Source organism: Cellulomonas endophytica, from assembly GCF_004123805.1.
GTDB classification, from domain to species: domain Bacteria; phylum Actinomycetota; class Actinomycetes; order Actinomycetales; family Cellulomonadaceae; genus Cellulomonas; species Cellulomonas endophytica.
In genome coordinates this window covers 23,890-43,868 of record NZ_RWJX01000010.1, presented here as the reverse complement: position 1 = coordinate 43,868, position 19,979 = coordinate 23,890, and the positions used below count along the sequence as shown (strand labels likewise).

At 74.2% G+C, this 19,979-nt stretch carries 14 protein-coding genes; 11 read left to right on the top strand and 3 right to left on the bottom strand.

Translation table 11 applies throughout. The annotated features are described in order from the left end of the window. Positions 1-88 precede the first annotated feature (88 nt). The 3 genes from EJA20_RS05030 to EJA20_RS05020 form a co-directional block, all read right to left on the bottom strand. Positions 89-2,068: a putative bifunctional diguanylate cyclase/phosphodiesterase gene (locus EJA20_RS05030; RefSeq protein WP_164983832.1), complete on the bottom strand. Its 1,980-nt coding sequence runs from the start codon at positions 2,066-2,068 to the stop codon at positions 89-91. 166 nt (positions 2,069-2,234) lie between these two features. Continuing rightward, on the bottom strand, positions 2,235-3,395 hold the full coding sequence (locus tag EJA20_RS05025; RefSeq protein WP_129337072.1) for an MFS transporter: 1,161 nt from the start codon (positions 3,393-3,395) through the stop codon (positions 2,235-2,237). Between the two features lie 155 nt (positions 3,396-3,550). Then, positions 3,551-3,976 carry a pyridoxamine 5'-phosphate oxidase family protein gene (locus EJA20_RS05020; protein ID WP_129337071.1) on the bottom strand — a complete coding sequence of 142 codons (426 nt, stop codon included), beginning with the start codon at positions 3,974-3,976 and terminating at the stop codon, positions 3,551-3,553. Between the two features lie 282 nt (positions 3,977-4,258). Here EJA20_RS05020 and EJA20_RS05015 point away from each other — a divergent pair, with 282 nt between their 5' ends. The 11 genes from EJA20_RS05015 to EJA20_RS04965 all read left to right on the top strand — a co-directional run bounded on the left by EJA20_RS05015 (position 4,259) and on the right by EJA20_RS04965 (position 19,970). Beyond that, positions 4,259-5,020 (top strand): DeoR/GlpR family DNA-binding transcription regulator, encoded by a 762-nt coding sequence (locus tag EJA20_RS05015; protein ID WP_129337070.1) that lies wholly within the window; start codon positions 4,259-4,261, stop codon positions 5,018-5,020. Between the two features lie 154 nt (positions 5,021-5,174). Next, a complete protein-coding gene (locus tag EJA20_RS05010) occupies positions 5,175-6,215 on the top strand; it encodes a zinc-dependent dehydrogenase (protein ID WP_129337069.1) in 1,041 nt (346 codons plus the stop codon). A 60-nt stretch (positions 6,216-6,275) separates the two neighbouring features. Further along, positions 6,276-7,886: a PTS mannitol transporter subunit IIBC gene (locus tag EJA20_RS05005; protein ID WP_129337068.1), complete on the top strand. Its 1,611-nt coding sequence runs from the start codon at positions 6,276-6,278 to the stop codon at positions 7,884-7,886. Continuing rightward, a complete protein-coding gene (locus EJA20_RS05000) occupies positions 7,883-8,320 on the top strand; it encodes a PTS mannitol transporter subunit IIA (RefSeq protein WP_129337067.1) in 438 nt (145 codons plus the stop codon). The genes EJA20_RS05005 and EJA20_RS05000 overlap by 4 nt, the downstream gene beginning before the upstream one ends. A 241-nt stretch (positions 8,321-8,561) precedes the next feature. Next, on the top strand, positions 8,562-9,404 hold the full coding sequence (locus EJA20_RS04995; protein ID WP_129337066.1) for a carbonic anhydrase: 843 nt from the start codon (positions 8,562-8,564) through the stop codon (positions 9,402-9,404). A gap of 116 nt (positions 9,405-9,520) precedes the next feature. Beyond that, complete coding sequence (locus EJA20_RS04990) at positions 9,521-10,780, top strand: neprosin family prolyl endopeptidase (protein ID WP_164983831.1); 1,260 nt, start codon at positions 9,521-9,523, stop codon at positions 10,778-10,780. Further along, positions 10,780-11,040, top strand: a complete 261-nt coding sequence (locus EJA20_RS04985) for a hypothetical protein (protein WP_129337064.1) — start codon at positions 10,780-10,782, stop codon at positions 11,038-11,040. Before EJA20_RS04990 ends, EJA20_RS04985 begins: the two co-directional genes overlap by 1 nt. After that, complete coding sequence (locus EJA20_RS04980; protein WP_129337063.1) at positions 11,027-13,435, top strand: hypothetical protein; 2,409 nt, start codon at positions 11,027-11,029, stop codon at positions 13,433-13,435. Before EJA20_RS04985 ends, EJA20_RS04980 begins: the two co-directional genes overlap by 14 nt. A gap of 9 nt (positions 13,436-13,444) precedes the next feature. Further along, entirely contained in the window at positions 13,445-15,484 is a 2,040-nt protein-coding gene (locus tag EJA20_RS04975; RefSeq protein WP_129337062.1) for a hypothetical protein, read from the top strand. Positions 15,485-15,510: 26 nt separating this feature from the next. Next, the gene (locus tag EJA20_RS04970) at positions 15,511-17,700 is read left to right on the top strand and encodes a hypothetical protein (RefSeq protein ID WP_129337061.1); all 2,190 of its coding nucleotides are present in this window, start codon (positions 15,511-15,513) and stop codon (positions 17,698-17,700) included. A gap of 32 nt (positions 17,701-17,732) precedes the next feature. Further along, entirely contained in the window at positions 17,733-19,970 is a 2,238-nt protein-coding gene (locus EJA20_RS04965; protein ID WP_129337060.1) for a hypothetical protein, read from the top strand. The last annotated feature ends 9 nt before the right edge of the window (positions 19,971-19,979 follow it).

Sequence of the window (19,979 nt, the reverse complement as noted above, 5' to 3'; positions counted from 1 at the left end):
CCGGCGGCTCGCCCCGGGCGGGCGCCGCGGGTCCACCCCGCACGACGAGCCCGTCCGGCCGTCCTCCGTCGGGGTGGCCGACGGTGGCTCAGGACGGCGGGCGCGGGCCGGCGGAGAGGGCGGCCGTGACCTGCTCCGGGGCCTGGGGGCGACCGAGGTGGTACCCCTGCGCGAGCCGGCAGCCCAGCCGCCGGAGCTCGTCCAGGTCCTCGGGCTGCTCGACGCCCTCGGCCACGACGGTCTGCTGGAGCGTGCGGGCCAGGGCGAGCACCGCCTCGGTGACGGCGCGCGACTGGGGGTTGCCCGTCAGGTCCCGCGTGAGGCTGCGGTCGATCTTCAGGTGGTCGACCGGGAGCTGCACCACGCGGCTGAGGGAGGAGTGCCCGGTGCCGAAGTCGTCGATGGCCAGGTGGCACCCCAGCTCCTGCAGTCCCTGGAGGGTGCGGCGACCCTTCTGCTCGTCGACGACTCCGGACTCCGTGACCTCCAGGACGAGGCGCTGCGGCTCCAGCCCGTGCTCGCGCAGGCAGGCGCGGACGTGCTCGAGCAGCCCGGGACGGGCGAGCTCGCCGGGGGAGAGGTTGACGAACACGTGCCCGGGGCCGGCGGCTCCGAGGTCGTCGTCCCAGGCCCGCAGCTGCCGGCAGGCCTCCCCGACGGCCCACCGGCCGATCGTCGGGAGCAGCCCGCTCCGCTCCGCCGCGTCGATGAACTGCCCGGCCGGTCGCAGCGTGCCGTCGGGGTGCTGCCAGCGCAGCAGCGCCTCCACCCCGTACAGCGCGCGCCCCTCGACCTCCACGATCGGCTGGTAGTGCAGGAGCAGCCTGTGCTCGGCGACGGCGGTGGCGAGCTCGAGCTCGAGGGCCCGCTCGGTGCTGACGGCCGCGTCGACGGCGGCGTCGTAGGTGAGGGAGCGGCCCCGGCCGCTGCGCTTGGCGCGGTACATCGCCGTGTCGGCCTGCGACAGCAGCAGGTCCGCCGCCGTCCGCACCCGCGGCGTGCCCCCCACGGCGTGCTCCGGTGAGCGCACCTCGTCGGGCGCCCCGCTCCGCGCGACCGCCACGCCGATGCTGGCGGACGGTGACGCGGTGCCGCGCGGGGTCACCTCGCAGGGCTCGTCGAGCGTGAGCAGCAGCCGTTCGGCGACGCACTCGGCGTACGCGGTCCCGTGCTCGGCGTCGAGGTCGTCGAGCACGACGACGAACTCGTCGCCGCCGACGCGGGCCACCGTGTCGGCCGGGCGGACCACGGTCGCCAGGCGTCCCGCCGCGCAGCGGAGGAGCTCGTCGCCCGCCGCGTGCCCGTACCGGTCGTTGACCTGCTTGAGGTTGTCCAGGTCGAGGAACAGGACGGCCACCGCGCCCGGGTGCCGCTCGAGGCGTGCGAGGCTGCGCGCCAGCTGCTCCATCATCGCCGGCGCCACGAGGAGGCCGGTCAGGGGGTCGTGCAGGGCCATGCGGCTCAGCGCGTCCCGCGCGGCCACGAGCTGCTCGTTGAGGTCCTCCAGCTCCTGCATGCGCGAGAGCAGGTCCGCCTCGATCTCCTCCGCGCGGGCGCGCCACCGTGTGGCACCCGCACCGGCGCCAGGGTCGTCCCCCTGCCGTCGGATGTACGCGGTGATGTCGTCCGAGCGGTGCAGCAGGAGCACGACCTCGCCGCGCTCGTCGAGGATCGGCACGTTCCGGGGGCTCCAGTACCGCTCCTCGTAGCGGCCGTCGGGGAGCCGGATGTCGTGCTTCTGGATCGCCATCGTGTGGGGGCGTCGGGCGTCCCGCACCTGCTCCAGGGACGACCGCATCTTCCGGGCGCCGTCGGCCGCGGGGTCGTCGGGGTTGCTCGGGAACGCCTCGAACAGGTCGAGCCCGACCGTGCCCTCCAGCGTCGTGGCGGTCGCCTCCAGGCGCGCGCGGTTGGCGTGCACGACGACGAAGTCGGTCGTCAGCAGCAGCATCGGCGCCGGCGCCTCGTCGAACACCGTGCGGAAGTCGGGCAGGGGCAGCTGCTCCGGCGCGACCCGGCGTCGGGCCGCTCCCTCCTGCGCCGGCGTCCCGGTCGACGTCCCGCTCATCCGGCCACCTCCCTCTGCGGCTGCTCCCCCCCGGGCCGGCCCCCGGCGGAGGTGCGCGCCCATCCTGGGTCGCGGCGCGGCACGCCGCACGGGCGCGCGGCGTGCCGATGCTCGCAGACCCGGGTGGGCAGGGGTGACACCTCGGGGGCTCACCGGCCCACCCGCACTAGCCCTCTGCGCGCCCCGGGGCGGGCGTGCGGGGCCGCGCGGCCGACGTGAGGGTGCTCGCGAGCGCGACGACGACCAGCACGAGGACCATCGCCCCGCGCAGCCCCACCTGCTCGCCGACGAGGCCCAGGAGGGGAGGTCCGACGAGGAACGCGACGTAGCCGGCGACGGCGACCGCCGCGACGGAGGTGGTGGGGTCGTCGCTGTCGCCCGCGGCCGAGAGGGTGACGGGGAACCCGAGCGCCGCCCCCAGCCCCCAGAGCACCACGGCGCAGCCGGCCAGGACGACGCTGTCGGACAGGACGACCACGGCGATGCCGGTGGCCGACACCAGCGCGCTCACGCGGAGGACCGCGGCGTTGCCGAAGCGCGCGAGCAGCGGCTCGCCCGCGAAGCGGCCGACCGTCATGGCCGCCGCGAAGCCCGTGAACACCACGGAGCCCGCCGTCGCGGAGACGCCGTGCCCGTCGACCATGAGGAGCGGCAGCCAGTCGCTCGCCGACCCCTCCGCCAGCGCGAGCGCGAGGACCACGGCCCCCAGGGCGGCGATCCGGCGGTCGCGGAACTGCACGAGCTGGGCGCGCCACCCGGGGTCGGCGCCGGCGCCGCCGCGGGCGCCCCCCTCGGCGACCCGCCCGGTGGCGGCAGGGATCGCGGGGACGGCCCACGCCATCGCGGCCGCCGCCGCGACGGCGACCCCGAGGAGGTGCCACACCACGGGGAAGGCCACCGCCGTCAGCCCGATGCCGCCGAGCGCGCCGAGCACGGTCCCGAGGCTGTAGCACCCGTGCAGCGCGGGCAGCACGACGCGCCCGGACTCCTGCTCCAGCGCCGCGCCCTCGACGTTCAGCGCGATCTCGCTCAGCCCGATGCCGAGCCCGACGAGCGCGAGCCCGGCGGCCGCGCCCACCGGTGCCGACAGCTCGGCGCTGACCCCGACGCCGGCGACGCCGAGCACGAAGGCCGTGCTCCCGAGGGCGACGGTCCTGCGGGCCCCGTGGCGCCGGACGACGCCCGCCGAGGAGAGCACGCCGGTCATCGAGCCGACGGAGAGCCCGAGGAGGACCAGGCCCATCTGCGCGGTGGAGGCCTGCAGCAGGTCGCGCACCGCCGGCGTCCGCACGATCCACGACGCCATCCCGACCCCGACGACGAGCATCACGGTGAGGATGGCCGCCCGGCGACGCGCGGCCCCGGGCGAGAACGGGGGCCGGTGCGTCGACGCGGGAGCGGACCCGGGAGCGGACCCGGGAGCGGACCCAGGAGCGGACGCAGGAGGGGAGGCGGGCACGACGGACGAGCGTACCCACCGCGTCAGGAGGCGTAGCGGCGGACCTGCTCGGGCCGGAGGACGAGCCGCACCTGCTCGTCGGCGAGGATCGCCCCGAGCTCGCGGGCGCGCACCGGGTCGCGCAGGTCCCAGTAGCGGGCGGCGAGGCGCGCCGCCAGCGCGTGGGCACCGTCCTCGTGCACGGTGACGGGGCCGGAGACGGACACCCAGTGCTCCCGTTCGCCGACCGGGGACGCGACGACCAGCGAGGCCCGCGGGTCCTCGCGCAGCCGGCGCACCTTGAGGGTGCCCGGGCCGGTGAAGAGCTGGACGGTGCCGTCGTCCGCGGCCTCGAACCACACGGGTCGCGGCTGCGGCGGCAGGGGGCCGGCGGCGACGGTGAGGAACCCGTGCAGCGGCCGCCGCAGGAGCTCGAGGTCGGCGTCGGTCAGGGTTCCATCCGTGCTCACGAGGTCCTCCCGGTGGCGTCGGCGCGTCGCCTCCTGCAACCGCGGACGTGTGCGCGGTCTTCCGCCGCCGACGGCACGCCCTGCCACCGCCCTCGACCGGCGGCGCTGCCGCGGGACGCGGCGGCGGCGGCCGGCCTCCGGCGTCGCCCGGGCCGTCCTCTGGGAAGAGCACACGGCGCGCCGCCCGTTTGCTTCCGAAGACCGCGCCCGGGTGCTTGACGGCACAGGCAAACGGGCGTAGACAAAGAAAGCACCACAACGGCGAGGTGGCAGGAGCGAGGCGTGTACGCACCGGAGCGGCAGCGGGAGATCGTCTCGCGCGCCCGTGCCGCAGGGCGCGTGGGCGTCCGGGGCCTGGCGGAGAGCTTCGACGTCGCGCAGGAGACCGTCCGGCGGGACCTCCTCGTGCTCGCGCAGGCGGGGCTGCTGCGCCGCGTCCACGGCGGCGCGATCCCGACCCCGGGGCCGGACGGCGAGCCCGAGGTCGCGGAGCGCGAGACCCGGATGTCCGACGAGAAGGAGCGCATCGCGACGCTCGCGGTGCAGGAGCTGCCGCACGGGGGGTCCGTCCTCCTCGACGCCGGCACCACGACGGTCCGACTGGCGATGCTGCTGCCCCCGGACCGCGAGCTCACCGTCGTGACGCACGCGCTGCCCGTCGCCGCCCTGCTGGCCACCCGCCCGAACATCACCCTCCACGTGCTCGGCGGGGTCGTCCGGCCCCGCACGCTGGCGGCCGTGGGGGAGCGGGCCCTCGAGGCGCTGCGGGGGGTCTACGCCGACGTCGCGTTCCTCGGGGCGAACGGCCTCGCGCGCCGGTACGGGCTGACGACCACGGACCCCGCGGAGGCGACGGTGAAGCGCGCCCTGCTCGAGAGGTCCCGCCGCACGGTCGTGCTCGCGGACCGCACGAAGTTCGGCCGGCGCGACGCGGTGCACGTGTGCGACCTCGCGGACGTCGACCTCGTCATCAGCGACTCCGGCCTCGCGGACGACCTCGCCGCGGACGTGGAGGCGGCGGGACCGGCGGTGAGACGCGCATGAGCGCGTGCCGCCGTCGCCCGCCGCCCGGACGCCCCTCGTCGGGACCCTGCCCGTCCGACCCGGTCGCGCCCCTCGCGGGCGCAGCCGGCGCCGGTCCACGGGGCGGCGACCGCCGTCCCCGCCCCGCGGCGAGAGCCGCCAGCAGAGGAGAGTCATGAAGGTCCTTCGGTTCTACGCCCCCGGCGACGTGCGGGTCGAGGACGCGCCCGAGCCCTCCGCCGGCGCCGGCGAGGTCAAGCTGCGCGTGCGGGCCTGCTCCACCTGCGGCACGGACGTGAAGATCACCAAGGCCGGCCACCAGCGCATCCGGCCCCCGCGCGTCATGGGCCACGAGATCGCCGGCGAGGTCGTCGAGGTGGGCGACGGCGTGACGGGGTGGGCGGCGGGCGACCGCGTCCAGGTCATCGCGGCCATCCCCTGCGGCACGTGCGACTTCTGCCGCGCGGACCTCGAGACGATCTGCCCGAACCAGCTGTCGATGGGCTACGACTTCGACGGCGGGTTCGCGGAGTACGTCGTCGTGCCGTCGCAGGTGCTCGCGGTGGACGGGCTCAACCGCATCCCCGACGGCGTGTCGTTCGCGGAGGCCTCCGTCGCCGAGCCCTTCGCCTGCGCGATCAACGCCCAGGAGTTCATCGACGTGCACGACGGCGACGTCGTCGTCGTCATCGGCTCCGGGCCCATCGGCTGCCTGCACGTCCGGCTGGCCCGGGCCCGCGGGGCGTCCCGGGTCCTCCTCGTCGAGCTCAGCCGCGAGCGGCTGGACCTCGCGGCCGGCGTGGTCGCGCCGGACGCCGCGATCTGCGCCGGCGAGGTCGACCCGGTCGCGGCGGTGCTCGAGGCGACGGGGGGGCGCGGCGCCGACGTCGTCATCACCGCGGCCGCCTCGGGCGTCGCCCAGGAGCAGGCGCTGCAGATGGTGGCGCCGCGCGGACGGATCAGCTTCTTCGGGGGGCTGCCCAAGGACCGCCCCACGATCACGCTCGACTCGAACGTCGTCCACTACAAGGAGCTCACGATCAAGGGCGCCAACGGGTCGAGCCCGGCGCACAACCGGGAGGCGCTGGCCATGATCGCCGACGGCCGGGTGCCCGTCGCCGACCTGATCACGCACCGGATCCCGCTCGAGCGCGTGCTCGACGGGATCGCCATCGTCTCCGAGGGCTCCGGCATCAAGGTCACCGTCGAGCCCTAGCGGTCCCGCACCACCCCACCACCTCCGGATCGACGAAGATCTAGCGGAAGAGAGTCGACGATGACCACAGCAGTCGCCGCCCCGGGCAACCGGGCGGGGAAGGCCGCGCAGGTGCGCGTGCAGCGCTTCGGCGCGTTCCTGACCGGCATGATCATGCCCAACCTCCCGGCCTTCGTGGCCTGGGGGCTCATCACGTCCCTGTTCATCTCGGTGGGCTGGGCCCCCAACGGCATCCTGGGCGGCTTCGCCAACGCCGACAACTCGTCGTGGAGCGGCGCGGCGACCCAGCTCGTCCAGGCGGACGACGGCACGACCTTCCGCCAGTACCTGGGCCTCGTGGGCCCGATGATCACCTACCTGCTGCCCATCCTCATCGCCAACTCGGGCGGGCGGCTCGTGCACGGCGAGCGCGGCGGCGTCGTCGGCACGATCGCGGTCGTCGGCATGATCGTCGGCTCGACGGTGCCGATGTTCCTCGGCGCCATGATCGTCGGCCCGCTCGGCGGGTGGGTCATGAAGAAGGTCGACGCGCTCTGGGACGGGAAGATCCGCCCCGGCTTCGAGATGCTCGTCAACATGTACTCGGCGGGCATCGTCGGGATGCTGCTGGCCATCGCGGCGTTCTTCGGGATCGCCCCCGTGGTGACCGCCCTGAGCCGCGTGCTCGGCGACGCGGTCGCCTGGCTCGCCGACAACAGCCTGCTCCCGCTCATGAGCCTCATCGTCGAGCCGGCCAAGGTGCTGTTCCTCAACAACGCGATCGGCAACGGCGTCCTGGTCCCGCTCGGCGCCCAGCAGGTCACGGAGCAGGGCAAGTCCCTGCTCCTCATGGTGGAGTCCAACCCCGGGCCCGGCCTCGGGATCCTCCTGGCCTACACGGTCTTCGGCCTGGGCGCCGCGAAGGCCTCGGCCCCGGGCGCGCTGATCATCCACTTCTTCGGGGGTATCCACGAGGTCTACTTCCCGTTCGTCCTCATGAAGCCGGCGCTCATCGTCGCGGCCATCGCCGGCGGTGCGACCGGGATCGCGACCAACGCGGTCTTCGGCAGCGGCCTCGTCGGGCCCGCGGCCCCCGGCAGCATCTTCGCGATCTTCGCGCAGACCGCGCGGGACAGCTTCGTCGGCGTCGCGCTCGCGGTCCTGCTGTCCGCGACGGTGTCGTTCCTCGTCTCCGCCGTCATCCTGCGCGCCTCGCGGCGGCGCGACCTCGCCGCCGGCGGGGGCGGTGACCTCGCCGGCGCCATCGCGCGGACCGAGGCGAACAAGGGCAGGAGCAGCTCGGCGCTGGGCGCCATGGCGGCCCGGGCGGGCGCCGCCCCGGCCGAGCCCGCCGGGACCACGACGACGGCCGGCCTCGACCGCCCCGTCCAGCAGATCATCTTCGCGTGCGACGCCGGCATGGGCTCGAGCGCGATGGGCGCGAGCGTCCTGCGCAAGAAGCTCCGCACCGCGGGCGTCGAGGGCGTCACGGTGGTCAACAGGGCCGTCGCGACACTCACCGACGGCGAGGCGGAGCTCGTCATCAGCCAGCGCGAGCTCACCGACCGCGCACGGCACCAGGCGCCGCACGCGGTGCACCTGTCCGTCGACAACTTCATGAACAGCCCCGTCTACGACGACGTCGTGCAGATGGTGCGGACGGCGTCGGCGCAGGAGGGGGCGGGGCTGTGAGCGTCACGCTGACGCGCGAGCTCGTCCGGCTGGACGGGCGGGCGACGACGAAGGACGAGGCCATCCGCGAGGCGGGGCAGCTGCTGCTCGACGCGGGCGCCGTCGGCCCGGCCTACGTGGAGGCCATGGCGGAGCGGGAGCGGTCCATCTCCACCTACATGGGCAGCCTCCTCGCGATCCCGCACGGGACCAACGAGGCGAAGAAGGACATCCGGAGGTCCGCGGTGTGCCTCGTGCGGTACGCCGAGGCGATCGACTGGGGCCGGGGGCCCGTCCGCATCGTCGTCGGCATCGCCGGCGCCGAGGACGAGCACCTCGAGATCCTCTCGTCCATCGCGTCCGTCTTCACCGACCCGGCCGAGGTGGACAAGGTCCTCACCGCCGGGACGGCGGACGAGATCCAGGCGATCCTCGAGGCCAACGGCGAGGACTGAGGGGGACCGGCGCAGCGGCCCGGTGCGCGACGACCTCGCACCACCGGGCCGCCCCCGTCCCGCCGGTCCGGGCGCGGGGGCGGGCCCGACGTCGGGGTGGGCGTAGGGGGTCCTCCCTGACGTCGGGGCGGGGTGCCCGCGGGCACGGTGGGTGACGGCGACGTGCGCGGCCGCCCCGGTCCGCCCGGGGTGGCCGGAGGCGTCGCCGCACACCGTCCGTCTCCGAGGGGGAGAGATCCTGATGTCCCGCACGACCCCGGCCATGCGCCGGCCCCGGCCCACCGCCCTGCTCCTGCCGACCGCCGCCACCCTGCTGCTCGTCGCCGCCTGCGCGGGCCCGGCCGCCACGCCGACGTCCACCGACGACCCGTCCGCGAGCCCGTCCGAGCACGGGGGCACCACGACCGTCGCGCACTGGGCCTACACCGGCGAGGAGGGGGCCGACCGCTGGGCCGAGCTGTCCGAGGACTACAGCGCCTGCGGCACGGGGGCCCGGCAGTCGCCGGTCGACCTGCCGTCCGAGCTGCCCGAGCCCACCGTCGACGTGGTGCTCGACGACGGGACGGTCGAGGGCCGGGTCTCCGACACGGGCCACGTGCTGCAGTTCGACACGACGGACAGCGGCGACGAGCACGTCCTCCTCGGCGACCGCGACCTGTCCCTCGTGCAGTTCCACGCGCACACGCCGGCCGAGCACAGCATCGCCGGCGAGCGCGTGGACGCGGAGGTCCACCTCGTCCACGCCGACGACGAGGGCCTGCTCGTGCTCGGCGTGCCCGTGCGGGCCGGGGCCGAGAACGCGGTGTGGGTGGAGTTCCTCGCCGCGGCGGAGGGCGGCGACGCGCTGACGCTGGACGTCGCCGACCTGCTGCCGAGCACGGGCCGGGCGTACCTGTACGAGGGCAGCCTCACCACGCCGCCGTGCAGCGAGACCGTGCAGTGGGTCGTGCTGGCCGACGCGGTCGAGATGTCGCCGGCCCAGGTCGCGGCCCTGTCGGAGGCGCACGGCGACAACGCCCGCCCGGTGCAGCCCCTCGCGGGCCGCACGGTCGGCGGCGGAGCGCTCGTCCTCGACGAGGGCTGACCGGTGGGCGTGCCCCGCCCGACCCGGGCGGGGCACCCCGCGGGCCCCCGCCGGCCGGGTGCCCGGTGACATCGGCCCCCGGCGTATTTCTCGCGACGCCGACGCCTCTCAGTGGGGTGAGACTCCCCGAGCACCCGGAGGCGGCCATGGACGTCGGCATCATCGAGCGCAACCCTCGGGCGGTGGCGGCGAAGGCGGCCTTCGCGATGCCGCAGCTGCCCGGCACGGACGTGGACGTCCGGGTGAAGGTCGCGGCCGAGCGGCTGGAGGAGATCCGGCAGCACCACGTCGACCTGTACGCGAAGCGGGACGTGGTCCTGCGGACCACGACGCCTGCCGGCGACCGCGTCGACTGGGTGCCCGTCGAGACGCAGACCGACGGCGCGCTCCCCGAGCCGCCCGACCTCGACGGCACCGCCGCGGGCGCCGACCACCCCACCCGGGCCGCCGCCCGCACGCTGCTGGAGCCCTCCGCCGAGCAGGGGCCGGCCGGTACCGTGCCGGTGCTCCACAAGGACGTCGACCGGATGCGGCCCGTCGGCACGCTCCAGGACTACCTGGCCAAGGGGCTGCACCCGCGCGTGGTCACGCCGCCGGACAACCCGACGCCCCCCGCGACCGGCGCCGCCCACGAGTACGCCCACGCCTGGCAGTTCGTCACGAACTACGGCACCGACGGCTACATCAACACCTGGAAGCCCTACGTGCAGTGGTCGAACGAGTTCTCGCTCGGGCAGCACTGGACCGTCCGGGGGAGCGGCACCGGCCTGCAGACCCTCGAGGTCGGGGCGCAGACGTACAAGGACATCTACGGGGACTGGTCGCCGCACCTGTTCATCTACTACACGACCAACGGCTACACCAGCAGCGGCGACCACCTGGGCGGCTACAACACCGACGTCCGGGGCTGGGTGCAGGTCGGCACGTCGTCCTTCCCGGGCATGCGCGTGGCCGAGAGCGTCGCCGGCGGCGACCAGTACGACCTCTACGTCAAGGTCCAGCTCTACCAGGGCAACTGGTGGGTGCGGATCGGCGCCGAGTGGATGGGGTACTACCCCGCGAGCCTGTACAACGACGGCGGGCTGCGCTCCATGGCGGACCGTGCCGACTGGGGCGGCGAGATCGTCGACGACACCACCCACCACCCCGAGTCCTCCCAGACGGACATGGGCAGCGGTGCCTTCTCGGGTGCCGGGTGGTCGCACGCCGCGTACATGCGCAACCTGCGGTACCAGAGCGACGAGGCGGGCACGATGGCCGACCTCCAGGGCACGCCGCAGGTCACCGACGCCTCGCAGTACGACATCGCGGCCGACTTCAGCGGCGGCGGCGGGTGGGGCTCGTACTTCTACTGGGGCGGACCGGGGTCGATCTGATGCCGTCGGGGGAGGAGCTGCCCGAGGTCCTGCCGTCGGCGCCGGACGACGACTACGAGTGCGTGCGCGTCGACCCGGGGGCGGCTGCCGCCCCCGACCCCGGGGAGCCCCGGGAGGGGCTGTGCCCGCCCGGCTACGTGCCACGGCGCAAGGGCGGCGCCCCGTACCGGCTCGCCGGCAAGAGGGCGGTCACCGACGGTCCGCCCGAGCCGAACCCGGCGCACGAGCGGGAACGGGGCTCCGGCGATGCCTGGGGCTGAGCTGTTCTCGCACCGGCTGAGGACGGCGGACCTGGGGATCGACCTCGAGGCCCTGCGCCGCATGGGACCGTCGCAGCCGGGCGTCCCGCGCCACGAGGTCACCGTGCCGATCAGCCCGGACGGTCGCGTCGACGACACCGTGCTCTTCCAGGACCCCGCCGACCCGGCGAGGGTGTACTACCTGCCCCGGTACCGGCTGCGGGTCACGCCCGCGACCGGCAGGTACGAGATCACCACGACGCTCGTGGACGGCCTCTGGCGCATGACCTTCGGGCTGGAGAGCCATCCGGCACCGGAGATCGGGCGGACGGACGCCGCGATCCTGCCGCACGGGCTCTCGGTCAGCGTGTCGTCGGCGGGAGAGCTCGCGCGCGACTACGCCGTCGCCGAGCTCGACGAGGGCCGCGGCGAGACCGGGAACCGGCCCGAGGTCGTCCTGCTGCTGACCCTCCCGGAGCGGGACGCCCTCCTGCGGGCCTTCCTCCGCGAGGAGGAGCGGGCGCTCCTCACGGTGCACCGCGACATCTCGGTGGCCGTGCCGAGCCACGCGCCGGGACCGCGTCCGGACGTCGTCGTCATGCTGCGACCCGACCTGCTCGACACGCACGTCATCCTCCCGGACCTCGTCCTCCGCCGCGGCCCGACCCCGGTGCCGGAGCCCATCCGGTTCGTCGAGCCGCTGCCGGTGCCGGACGACGTCCGCTTCGCGCTCCGTGCGGACGCGGGGCAGGTCCTGACGCAGCCGGAGCAGGGCGTGCCGCTCGACGTCCGGCCGCAGCTGGGGGTCGACGCGGTCTTCGCGGCGCTGGTCGTCCCGCCGGCGGTGGAGGCGCCGCCCCTGCTCCGGCGCCTGGCGGCGACCGAGCTCCGGGCGACCGGGCTCCGGGCGTCCGGCTCCGTCGTGCGCGACCACCTCATGCGGCGGCCGGTCGACGACGACGGACCGGTCGGCGACGGACCCGTCGTGCGCGACCACCGGCGGCCGCGGCCGCACATCGACCTGCCCCTGCCCCTGCCCCTTCCCCTTCCCCTGCCGGAGCCGCTGCCGGAGCCGTCGCCGGACCCGGACCCGGTCGTCGCCGGCGACGACGAGCCCCGGTACGTCGTGACGCGGTCGGGCCAGGACGCGACCGTCCCGCTGCACTTCGAGGCCGCCCTCCACCCCTACCTGTTCCCGTCCGGCGAGCCGCCCGCGTCGCGGGGGTTCGCCACGCACGCCGTGCCGTTCCCCGCCGAGGGCCCGGCGTCGCGCGACCACGTCTACTTCCAGGACCGGGACGCCGGCAACGTCTTCTACTGCCTCCCCGACGCCTTCCTCGTCGGCCTGCGGGACGAGGCGCCCTACGGCCCGGAGCTGTCCTTCACCGTCGGCCGGACCACCGACGCCGGCGGCGGGGAGGAGGCGCTGGCCCTGGTGAGCGTCCACCTGGTCCCGCAGACCTCGCTCGCCCGGCTGCACGCGGCGCGGGAGGCGCTGGCCGTGCACGTGCCCGCGGGCGGGGGTGCCGTGGAGCTGCGCCCGGCCGTCCACCCCGCGACGTGCCGGCTGGAGCTGCCCGCAGGGGCGGTCACCACCTCCGCCCCGCCGGACCTCGTGCGCGGCTGGTGGGTGTCGGAGAGCTTCGCGTTCGACGCCCTCCGCGACGTCTACGCGGTGCTCACCAGCGGCGCCGCGAGTGCGCTGCTCCGGGGGCGGGTGGACGTCCAGGTGGGCGACCACACCGCCCAGGTGCCCGTGGAGCTCCGCCTCGACCGGCTCGCGCGCCCGCCGCTGAGCTGGACCGAGAGGCCCGGCCCCGACGGCACCTGCCTCGTCACCCTGCGGAACGAGGGTGAGGTCGACCTCGCCGTGCCCCCGTTGCCCGCCTGGCTGGACGCCGGCGGCCCCCCGGTGGAGGCGACGGTGACCGGCGCGCTGCCCGCGCGGCTGGCGCCGGGGGCGACGCTCGAGCTGTCGGTGGCGCCCCGTCAGGACGTGCCCGGCGCCCCCGGCGCCCCCGCGCCGCTGGACGTCACGCTCGACGTCTCCGGCGTGCGCGCGGTCGTCGTGCCCGCCCAGGCGGTCGAGCAGACCCTGGACCGCCGGGTCGAGCGCCTGCCGCGCGTGGTCAAGCTGCTCACCACCCCGGGCGGGCTGGGCCAGTCCGGCGACCCGGAGCAGGACCTGACGGCCATCGGGGTCCAGTTCGAGGGGGTCGCCAGCCCCGTGGTCCTGACCCGGACGACGCTCGAGGTCGACGTGGCCGTGCCGGTGCCGCTGCGCGACTGGCTGCTCGAGCGCGGCCAGGGCGAGTTCCGCTTCCGTCAGACCCTCGTGCACGTCTCGGGCACGAGCCGGACCGACACGGAGTGGCGCTCCACGGACAGCAACCTGCTCGCCCTCCCACACCCCTAGGAGACCCCCGTGCTCATGGGACTTCCCGACCTCGGCCGGCCCGAGGTCGTCGGCGCCACGGCGGGCTTCGCGGTGCACGAGCGCCCCGGTGAGGTGTGCGCCGTCCCGACCTCGCTGCGCGCCGAGCCGCTGGAGGTCGACCAGTACCTCCAGGAGCGCGACGGCGAGGTCGCACGGTTCACGGTCCTCAGCGCGGCGTTCACGATCGAGGACGACGCGGGCCGGCCGCCGCGGGTCCGTCCGGCGCCGCTCCGGTCCGGCCGGGTGCGGCTCGTGGCGCCCGCCGCGGTCGGGCTGCCGCCCGACCTGCTGGCGCCGCAGCCGTTCGACGCGGCGACGGGTGCGGTCCTGCCGACGCTCGTCCGGCTCGACGGGGTGGCGGGGGACCTGCTGGTCGGGGCGCTGCGGGGCGGGTTGCAGACGCTGGGCGCGGTGGTGCTGGTGACCGTCCGGGGGGTGGCGCCGCGGTGCCCCGGCACGCTGACGGTCGACGTCGACGCCCTGCTCCAGGACGTCGGGACGGCGCCGGTGCGCCCCGACGACCTGCTCGACCGCGTCGCCGACGGCCTGCCGGGCGTGAGCGTGACCGGAGGACCCGCGGACGCGCGGGGGAGCGCTGCTGCGGTGGTCGACCGCCTCGTCACGCGCCTGGCCGTTCCTGCCTTCCTCGACGACGCCACGACGACGCCCCGCGCGGGCGAGGGTCCGACGGGTCACGTCGACGGCACCCAGGGCGGGTGGCTCTTCACCCCCGAACCGCGCACGACGCTCACGTGGGACCTCGCCGAACCGGTGGCGGCGGTGCGGCTGGTGCGGCTGGCGTGCGACCCGGTGCGCGGCGGGTCCGGCCCGGACGCGGTCGTCCGGGAGCACGGCGTCCCCCCGCTCACCGACGGCCGCGAGCCCCTCGTCGTCCACGCCACGATGCCGGTGCTCCCGGCCGGGGTCCTCGTCGCGACCGCGACGCTGACGGCCCCGCCGGCCCCGCCCGCCCGGCCGTTCCGGGCCGAGGTCGTCGCCCAGCTCCGGCCCCCGGCGCCCGCGGGGGCGACCTTGCGCCTGGCCCCCGGGGAGCCGCTCGTCTACGACCTCACGGGGGCCGCCGTCATGGACACCGACCGGGGCCCCCGCACGATCCGCGGGCCCGCGCGGCACGTCGTCGGCGACCCGACGCCCGTCGTCGTCCCGGCGGACCTCGGTCTGCGGCTCGTCGCCGTCCACGCCACCCGCGGTCTGCTCGACCGGGCGGACGTCACCGTCACCGCCCGGGCCTCGCGCTGGGTCCGCGACCCGGCGGTCTTCGTCAGCGTCGCCGCCCTCGGCGTGTCGGGCGACGGCGACGCCTGGCTCGCCGTCCCGCGTGACGCCGCCGAGGTGACGGTGCAGGCCGTCGCGACGACCCGCGGCGCCCACCCGCGCACGGTCGCGCAGCCGCTGCCGGACGCCGCGGTCTGGCTCGACCCGTTCTCGTTCACCGACCCGCCGTGGGCGGCAGAGGAGGAGGAAGACGTGCTCGTCGTCGAGGCCGGGGGGCTGCGGGCGGTCGGCCCGAAGGGCGGGTCCGAGTGGCGCTTCCTGCCGCTCCAGGCCGGCCCCGTGCGGACCGAGTCGGGCGCCCCGCAGCTCAACCTGATCGAGGCGGGCGGCCTCGCCATGCTCATGGTCACCACCGCGCTCGAGGTCTCGGACGCGGCGCAGACTGCGGTCCGCGAGGCGGCGGTCGCCGCGGGGGCCGCCGACGACGTCCGGCTGCAACCCGCTCCTTTCGAGGTCGAGGGCTCCGCCGAGCTACTGCTCGTGCGGGACGGCCAGGAGCGGTCGCTGGCCGCGTCGGCACCCTCGGGGACCGTCAGCCAGGACGCCTCCTTCAGCGTCACCCTGACCGCGGACGACCTGTCCGTCGTCCACCGCGCGCTGGCCGGCGAGCCCGGCCTCCTCACCGTCCGGTACCTGCTGCGGGTCGCCGCGACCGGACCGCTCGCCGAGTCCCCCTCCGGGGGACCCGGCCCCGTCGCCGTCGTCACCGACGCCGCCACCTGGCGCGCCTGAGACCGATCCAGCACAAGGAGACCTCCATGATCAAGTTCGAGAACCTGCGGGTGCTCGCCGGGCACGACGTCCACGGGGACGACGACGACAACCGGCCCGACGTCTTCTACGTCATGCCACGCTTCTCCCGGATCGCCCGGCTGGAGAACGGCGGCCTGGCGCTCCGCTTCGTGGAGTACGACGCCATCCGTCGGGTGGGGGACAGCCAGTTCGGCGGCTTCGTCGCCTTCGACACCGACCTCAGCATCCTGCCGGAGACCCTGCAGGCGATCCGGGCCGGCCTCGAGGCCGAGCTCACCCAGCGTTTCGGCGCCAACGGCCCCAAGCCGCAGGTCCAGACCGTGCCGTGGCTGCGCGGAGCGGTGCGCCTCGTCCTGCAGCAGGACGGCAAGATGGTGGAGCGGATCAGCGGCTCCACCGTGCCGTCGCTGACCGGCGACAACACCGCCTGCTTCTTCCTCGAGCTCACCGTCCTGGGCACGGCCGTGTTCAAGGAGACCCTGAGCAAGGGCACCGGCTCGGCGATCCAGGTGGTGTACGACCTCGACCACTACGTCCGCCTGCCCAAGGCCGAGGCCAAGGGGCACTGGCGCGCGGACTCGTTCTACTCGTTCTTCCAGGACGTCGACACGGAGGACAACTTCTGGAGCGAGGACAGCTACACCGAGATCACCCGCACCGAGCGGTACAAGAACGAGGTCACCACGACCGACTTCCGCTTCGTCGCGAACCCCAACCTCCCGCCCGAGGAGCAGGCCAAGCTGGACGCCGCGATGCGCCAGGCGATCATGACCCAGCTCGAGGAGGGCGTGAAGCGCAACCTGCTCGAGGCCGTCCAGGCGGTGGACCCGAACGTCAAGGACTGGACCGAGGGCCAGGACATCGAGGACGTCCGTCGCGAGGTCTCCAACACCCAGATCTCCGACGTGCAGGTGGGCTGGACCGAGGCCGTGGCCGTCGTCCGGACGATCCACCCCGGGGGCATGATCCCCACGGTGACGAGCCTGAAGAACGTCGACGGCGCGGCGCTGAAGTGGGAGGACTACTACTCCAAGATCAGCGTCGACGAGTTCCTGCGGTCGCTGCTGCTCGCGATCCGGGTGGACGCCGACTTCGAGGAGTACGGCATCACGCTCGTCGAGGTCAAGGTCCGCTACCCCCACGGGGAGAACGCGAAGACCGTGGAGGCCACCTTCACGAAGGACGACGCCGGGAAGCCGCAGAAGGCCGAGTTCATCGTCGCGGACAAGATCCGGAAGTTCTTCTGGTCCTACACCGTGCACTTCAAGGGCGACGTCCCGCCGTGGACCTCGAAGGAGGTCGAGGACGACGGCACGGACCTCAACGTCAAGGTGAGCAACCTGCCGGTGCTGAAGCTCGACGTCGTCAACGGGGACATCAACTTCGAGCAGGTGAGCCGCGCACGGGTCCGGGTGCGGTACACCGGCGGCGACGAGCCGGTCGAGCGCTTCTTCAACCTCACCGCGGACGACGACAAGCACAAGCTGCTCGAGGTGATCGGGACGCCGCGCACGGGCGACGTGTTCTACCAGACCGTCTACACGATGAAGGGCGACGGCCGCGAGATCACGGGTCCGGAGCAGAGCACGGACGCCGATGTGATCTCCGTCGACGACCCGTTCCGGTCCCTGCGCACGGTCACCTTCCAGGCCGTCGGCGACCTGGAGAACGACGTGGACGACATCAGCGTGCAGGCCACCTACGAGGAGTCCGGCAACAGCTACCGCCAGGACTTCACGGTCACGCTCAGCGGGGAGGGCAAGACGTTCGACGTCTGGACCTTCCCGACCGTCGACGAGACCAAGGGCAGGCTGTCGTACACGGCCACCATCACCCACCGCGACGGCACCAGCAAGGAGATCGAGGTGGCCGACGCCAAGGGCACGCGCTTCCGGCTGGGCCGCGAGTTCGCCGACCGGCTGGACGTGTCGATCGTGCCCGACCTGCTCGACTGGACCGCCCTCAAGCTGGTCAACGTGTCGCTGGAGTACAGCCACAGCGTGCCGAAGAAGACGGACGACTTCCGGTTCCGGCCCGGCGACGGCGAGTCCCAGTCCTGGACCGTCTTCCTGCCGAAGGACGAGCCGGCCGAGTACAAGCACACGATCACCTACTTCCTGACCGACGGGACGCGGAAGTCCGACGTCAAGGAGAAGGTCACGGCGGAGTCGCTGTTCCTCGAGATCCCGGCCTGAGCGCCGTCCCGACCACGGACCGAGGTGTTCCCATGCTCCTGCTCGACTCCCGCTGCGCCGTGCTCGACGGCGTCTCGGTGTTCCCCGACCACGCGGACCCGCTGCAGTGGTACTACGCGCCGGCACGTCCGCACCTGACCGTCGTCGACGGCACGCCGATGTTCCAGCTCGTCGGCTTCCGCGGGAGCCGGACCGGAGGGCTGCTCTCGTTCGACTGCAACATCGGGCTCGAGCAGCCGCAGATCGACGCGCTCGAGGGGGAGATCGAGCGCCGGTACGACCTCGACGGCACGCCCCGGCTCGCGGCGGTGCCGCCGGTCGACGGCTCCGTCCGCCTGGTCATCATGGGGACGGACAGCGGCTCGCCGACGGAGGGCGCGCCCTTCGTCGTGCGGGCGGTGCACAACGCGAAGCCGTCGTTGTACAACGACAACGCCGCCTCGTTCTCCGTCCTGCTCGACGAGGACGCGTACGCGATCGTGCAGGGGACGCTGGACGCCGCGATCCTCCCCATCGCCGTGGTCTACTCGCTCGACTACCTGGCGCTGCGGCCGGCGTACCAGGTGACGCTGTCCATCGACTGGGACCGCGTGCAGAAGCACCTCGACGAGACCTTCGGCACGAAGGCGTGGATCTTCTCGTCGGACATCTCGGAGGTCGTCGACGAGCTCGACGAGTCCAAGGCGATCGACCTGCGCGCGGACACCTTCGTGCCCGAGGACACCGAGGGGGTGATCGACCGCCGCGACGCCGCCCTCGCCCAGGTGAAGGCCATGATCACGGCGGCGTTCTTCGAGCCCAGCCTGCCGCCGTGGACGCCCGACGACCCCTCCGGCTGGGTGCAGGACCTCCAGGCCGTCGGCGCGTTCGCGACGCAGCAGGCCGCGATGGCCGCCGGGGGGCCGGCGGCGATGAACCCGCCGGTGAGCTTCTCCTACAAGAAGACCGACTACACGCGCATCGACCGCAAGCACCTCGACGTCCACTTCTCCGAGCGCACCACCGTGCGTCGCTCGATCTACCCCCAGGGGCACCTGGCCTCGCTGTTCTCCGCCATCGCGGCCTCGCCGGACCTGAAGGACCGGCTGATCCGCGAGGTCCAGGCCGGTGACTTCTTCACGAAGCGGAAGCTGCAGGCGCTGTACCGGCCGAACGCCGGCGCGCCCTACATCGACAGCATCGACGTGCGCGCCGAGTACGGCGGCGTCGCGCGCAACGCCCTGCTGACGGCCCCGTCGTGGTCCACGGGCTTCGAGTGGCTCAGCGACGTGCGCGGCGGCGTCATGCAGCAGGAGGTGGACGTCTCCTACGACGTGCGCTTCATCGGCGCCGACACCTCCGAGCGGCCCGCGGAGCTGAGCAGCCCGACGGAGACGGCCACCGCCGACGTGGTGTCGCTGCTGCCCGAGCAGGACGTCTTCACCGTCAGGCCCGTGACCGTCCTGGCGGAGCGGATCCCGTGGACGCGGTTCGACTCCGTCGAGGTGCACGTCCGCTACCGCGACGAGGACAACAGGATCGACCAGCGCGAGCTGTTCCGTCTGGTGGAGAAGAAGCCCGACGCCACCTGGCCGATGTTCGTCGTCGACCGGGGGAACACGTCGTACGACCTCCGGACCGTCATGCGCGCCGCCGACGGGAACGACGTCGACAGCGGCTGGTCGATCAGCGACGAGGAGCACATCCAGGTCCGCAACCCCTTCCGGCCGCGCACCCTCGCCGTGCTGCCCCACGTCTCGTGGGACGAGATGCGCGAGGTCTTCGTGGACGTGCGCTACGTGGACGAGCCCAACGACGTCCTCGTCGAGGACACGCTGCACCTGACGCCCACGAGCACGCCGCCGCCGTTCGTCGTCGACCTGCGCGACCCGGCGCAGACGGCCGTCGAGTACACGGTGACGTTCAGCTACCTGGACGGCCGTGTGAAGCAGATCCCGCCGTCCATCACCTACGAGCCGCGGATCGTCGTCGACCCGGCGAAGCGGGGCCACCGCGTCGTCGAGGTGCGGCCACCGGCCCAGTGGCGGCAGCGCGCCGTCGAGAAGGTCACGGTGCTGCTGCGGTTCGAGGACTTCGTCGAGAACCTCAACTACGCCGCCCGGTTCGACCTCGAGGACCCGGACGGCCGGGCCCGGTTCGAGTTCGACTACGCGGACGTCACCCGCAGCACGTACGAGTGGAGCTCCACCGTGCGGTTCAGGAACGGCCTGAAGCACGAGACCAGGTGGACCGCGTCGGCCGCGCCGGTCCTGGTCCCGCGACTTCCCTGAGCGGAGGGG

Bases quoted from the DNA above. Each gene is read 5' to 3' on its own strand.
- EJA20_RS05030 (WP_164983832.1), bottom strand. From the start codon at position 2,068: ATGAGCGGGACGTCGACCGGGACGCCGGCGCAGGAGGGAGCGGCCCGA.
- EJA20_RS05025 (WP_129337072.1), bottom strand. From the start codon at position 3,395: ATGCTCGTCGTCGGGGTCGGGATGGCGTCGTGGATCGTGCGGACGCCG.
- EJA20_RS05010 (WP_129337069.1), top strand. From the start codon at position 5,175: ATGAAGGTCCTTCGGTTCTACGCCCCCGGCGACGTGCGGGTCGAGGAC.
- EJA20_RS05005 (WP_129337068.1), top strand. From the start codon at position 6,276: ATGACCACAGCAGTCGCCGCCCCGGGCAACCGGGCGGGGAAGGCCGCG.
- EJA20_RS04995 (WP_129337066.1), top strand. From the start codon at position 8,562: ATGTCCCGCACGACCCCGGCCATGCGCCGGCCCCGGCCCACCGCCCTG.
- EJA20_RS04985 (WP_129337064.1), top strand. From the start codon at position 10,780: ATGCCGTCGGGGGAGGAGCTGCCCGAGGTCCTGCCGTCGGCGCCGGAC.
- EJA20_RS04980 (WP_129337063.1), top strand. From the start codon at position 11,027: ATGCCTGGGGCTGAGCTGTTCTCGCACCGGCTGAGGACGGCGGACCTG.
- EJA20_RS04970 (WP_129337061.1), top strand. From the start codon at position 15,511: ATGATCAAGTTCGAGAACCTGCGGGTGCTCGCCGGGCACGACGTCCAC.
- EJA20_RS04965 (WP_129337060.1), top strand. From the start codon at position 17,733: ATGCTCCTGCTCGACTCCCGCTGCGCCGTGCTCGACGGCGTCTCGGTG.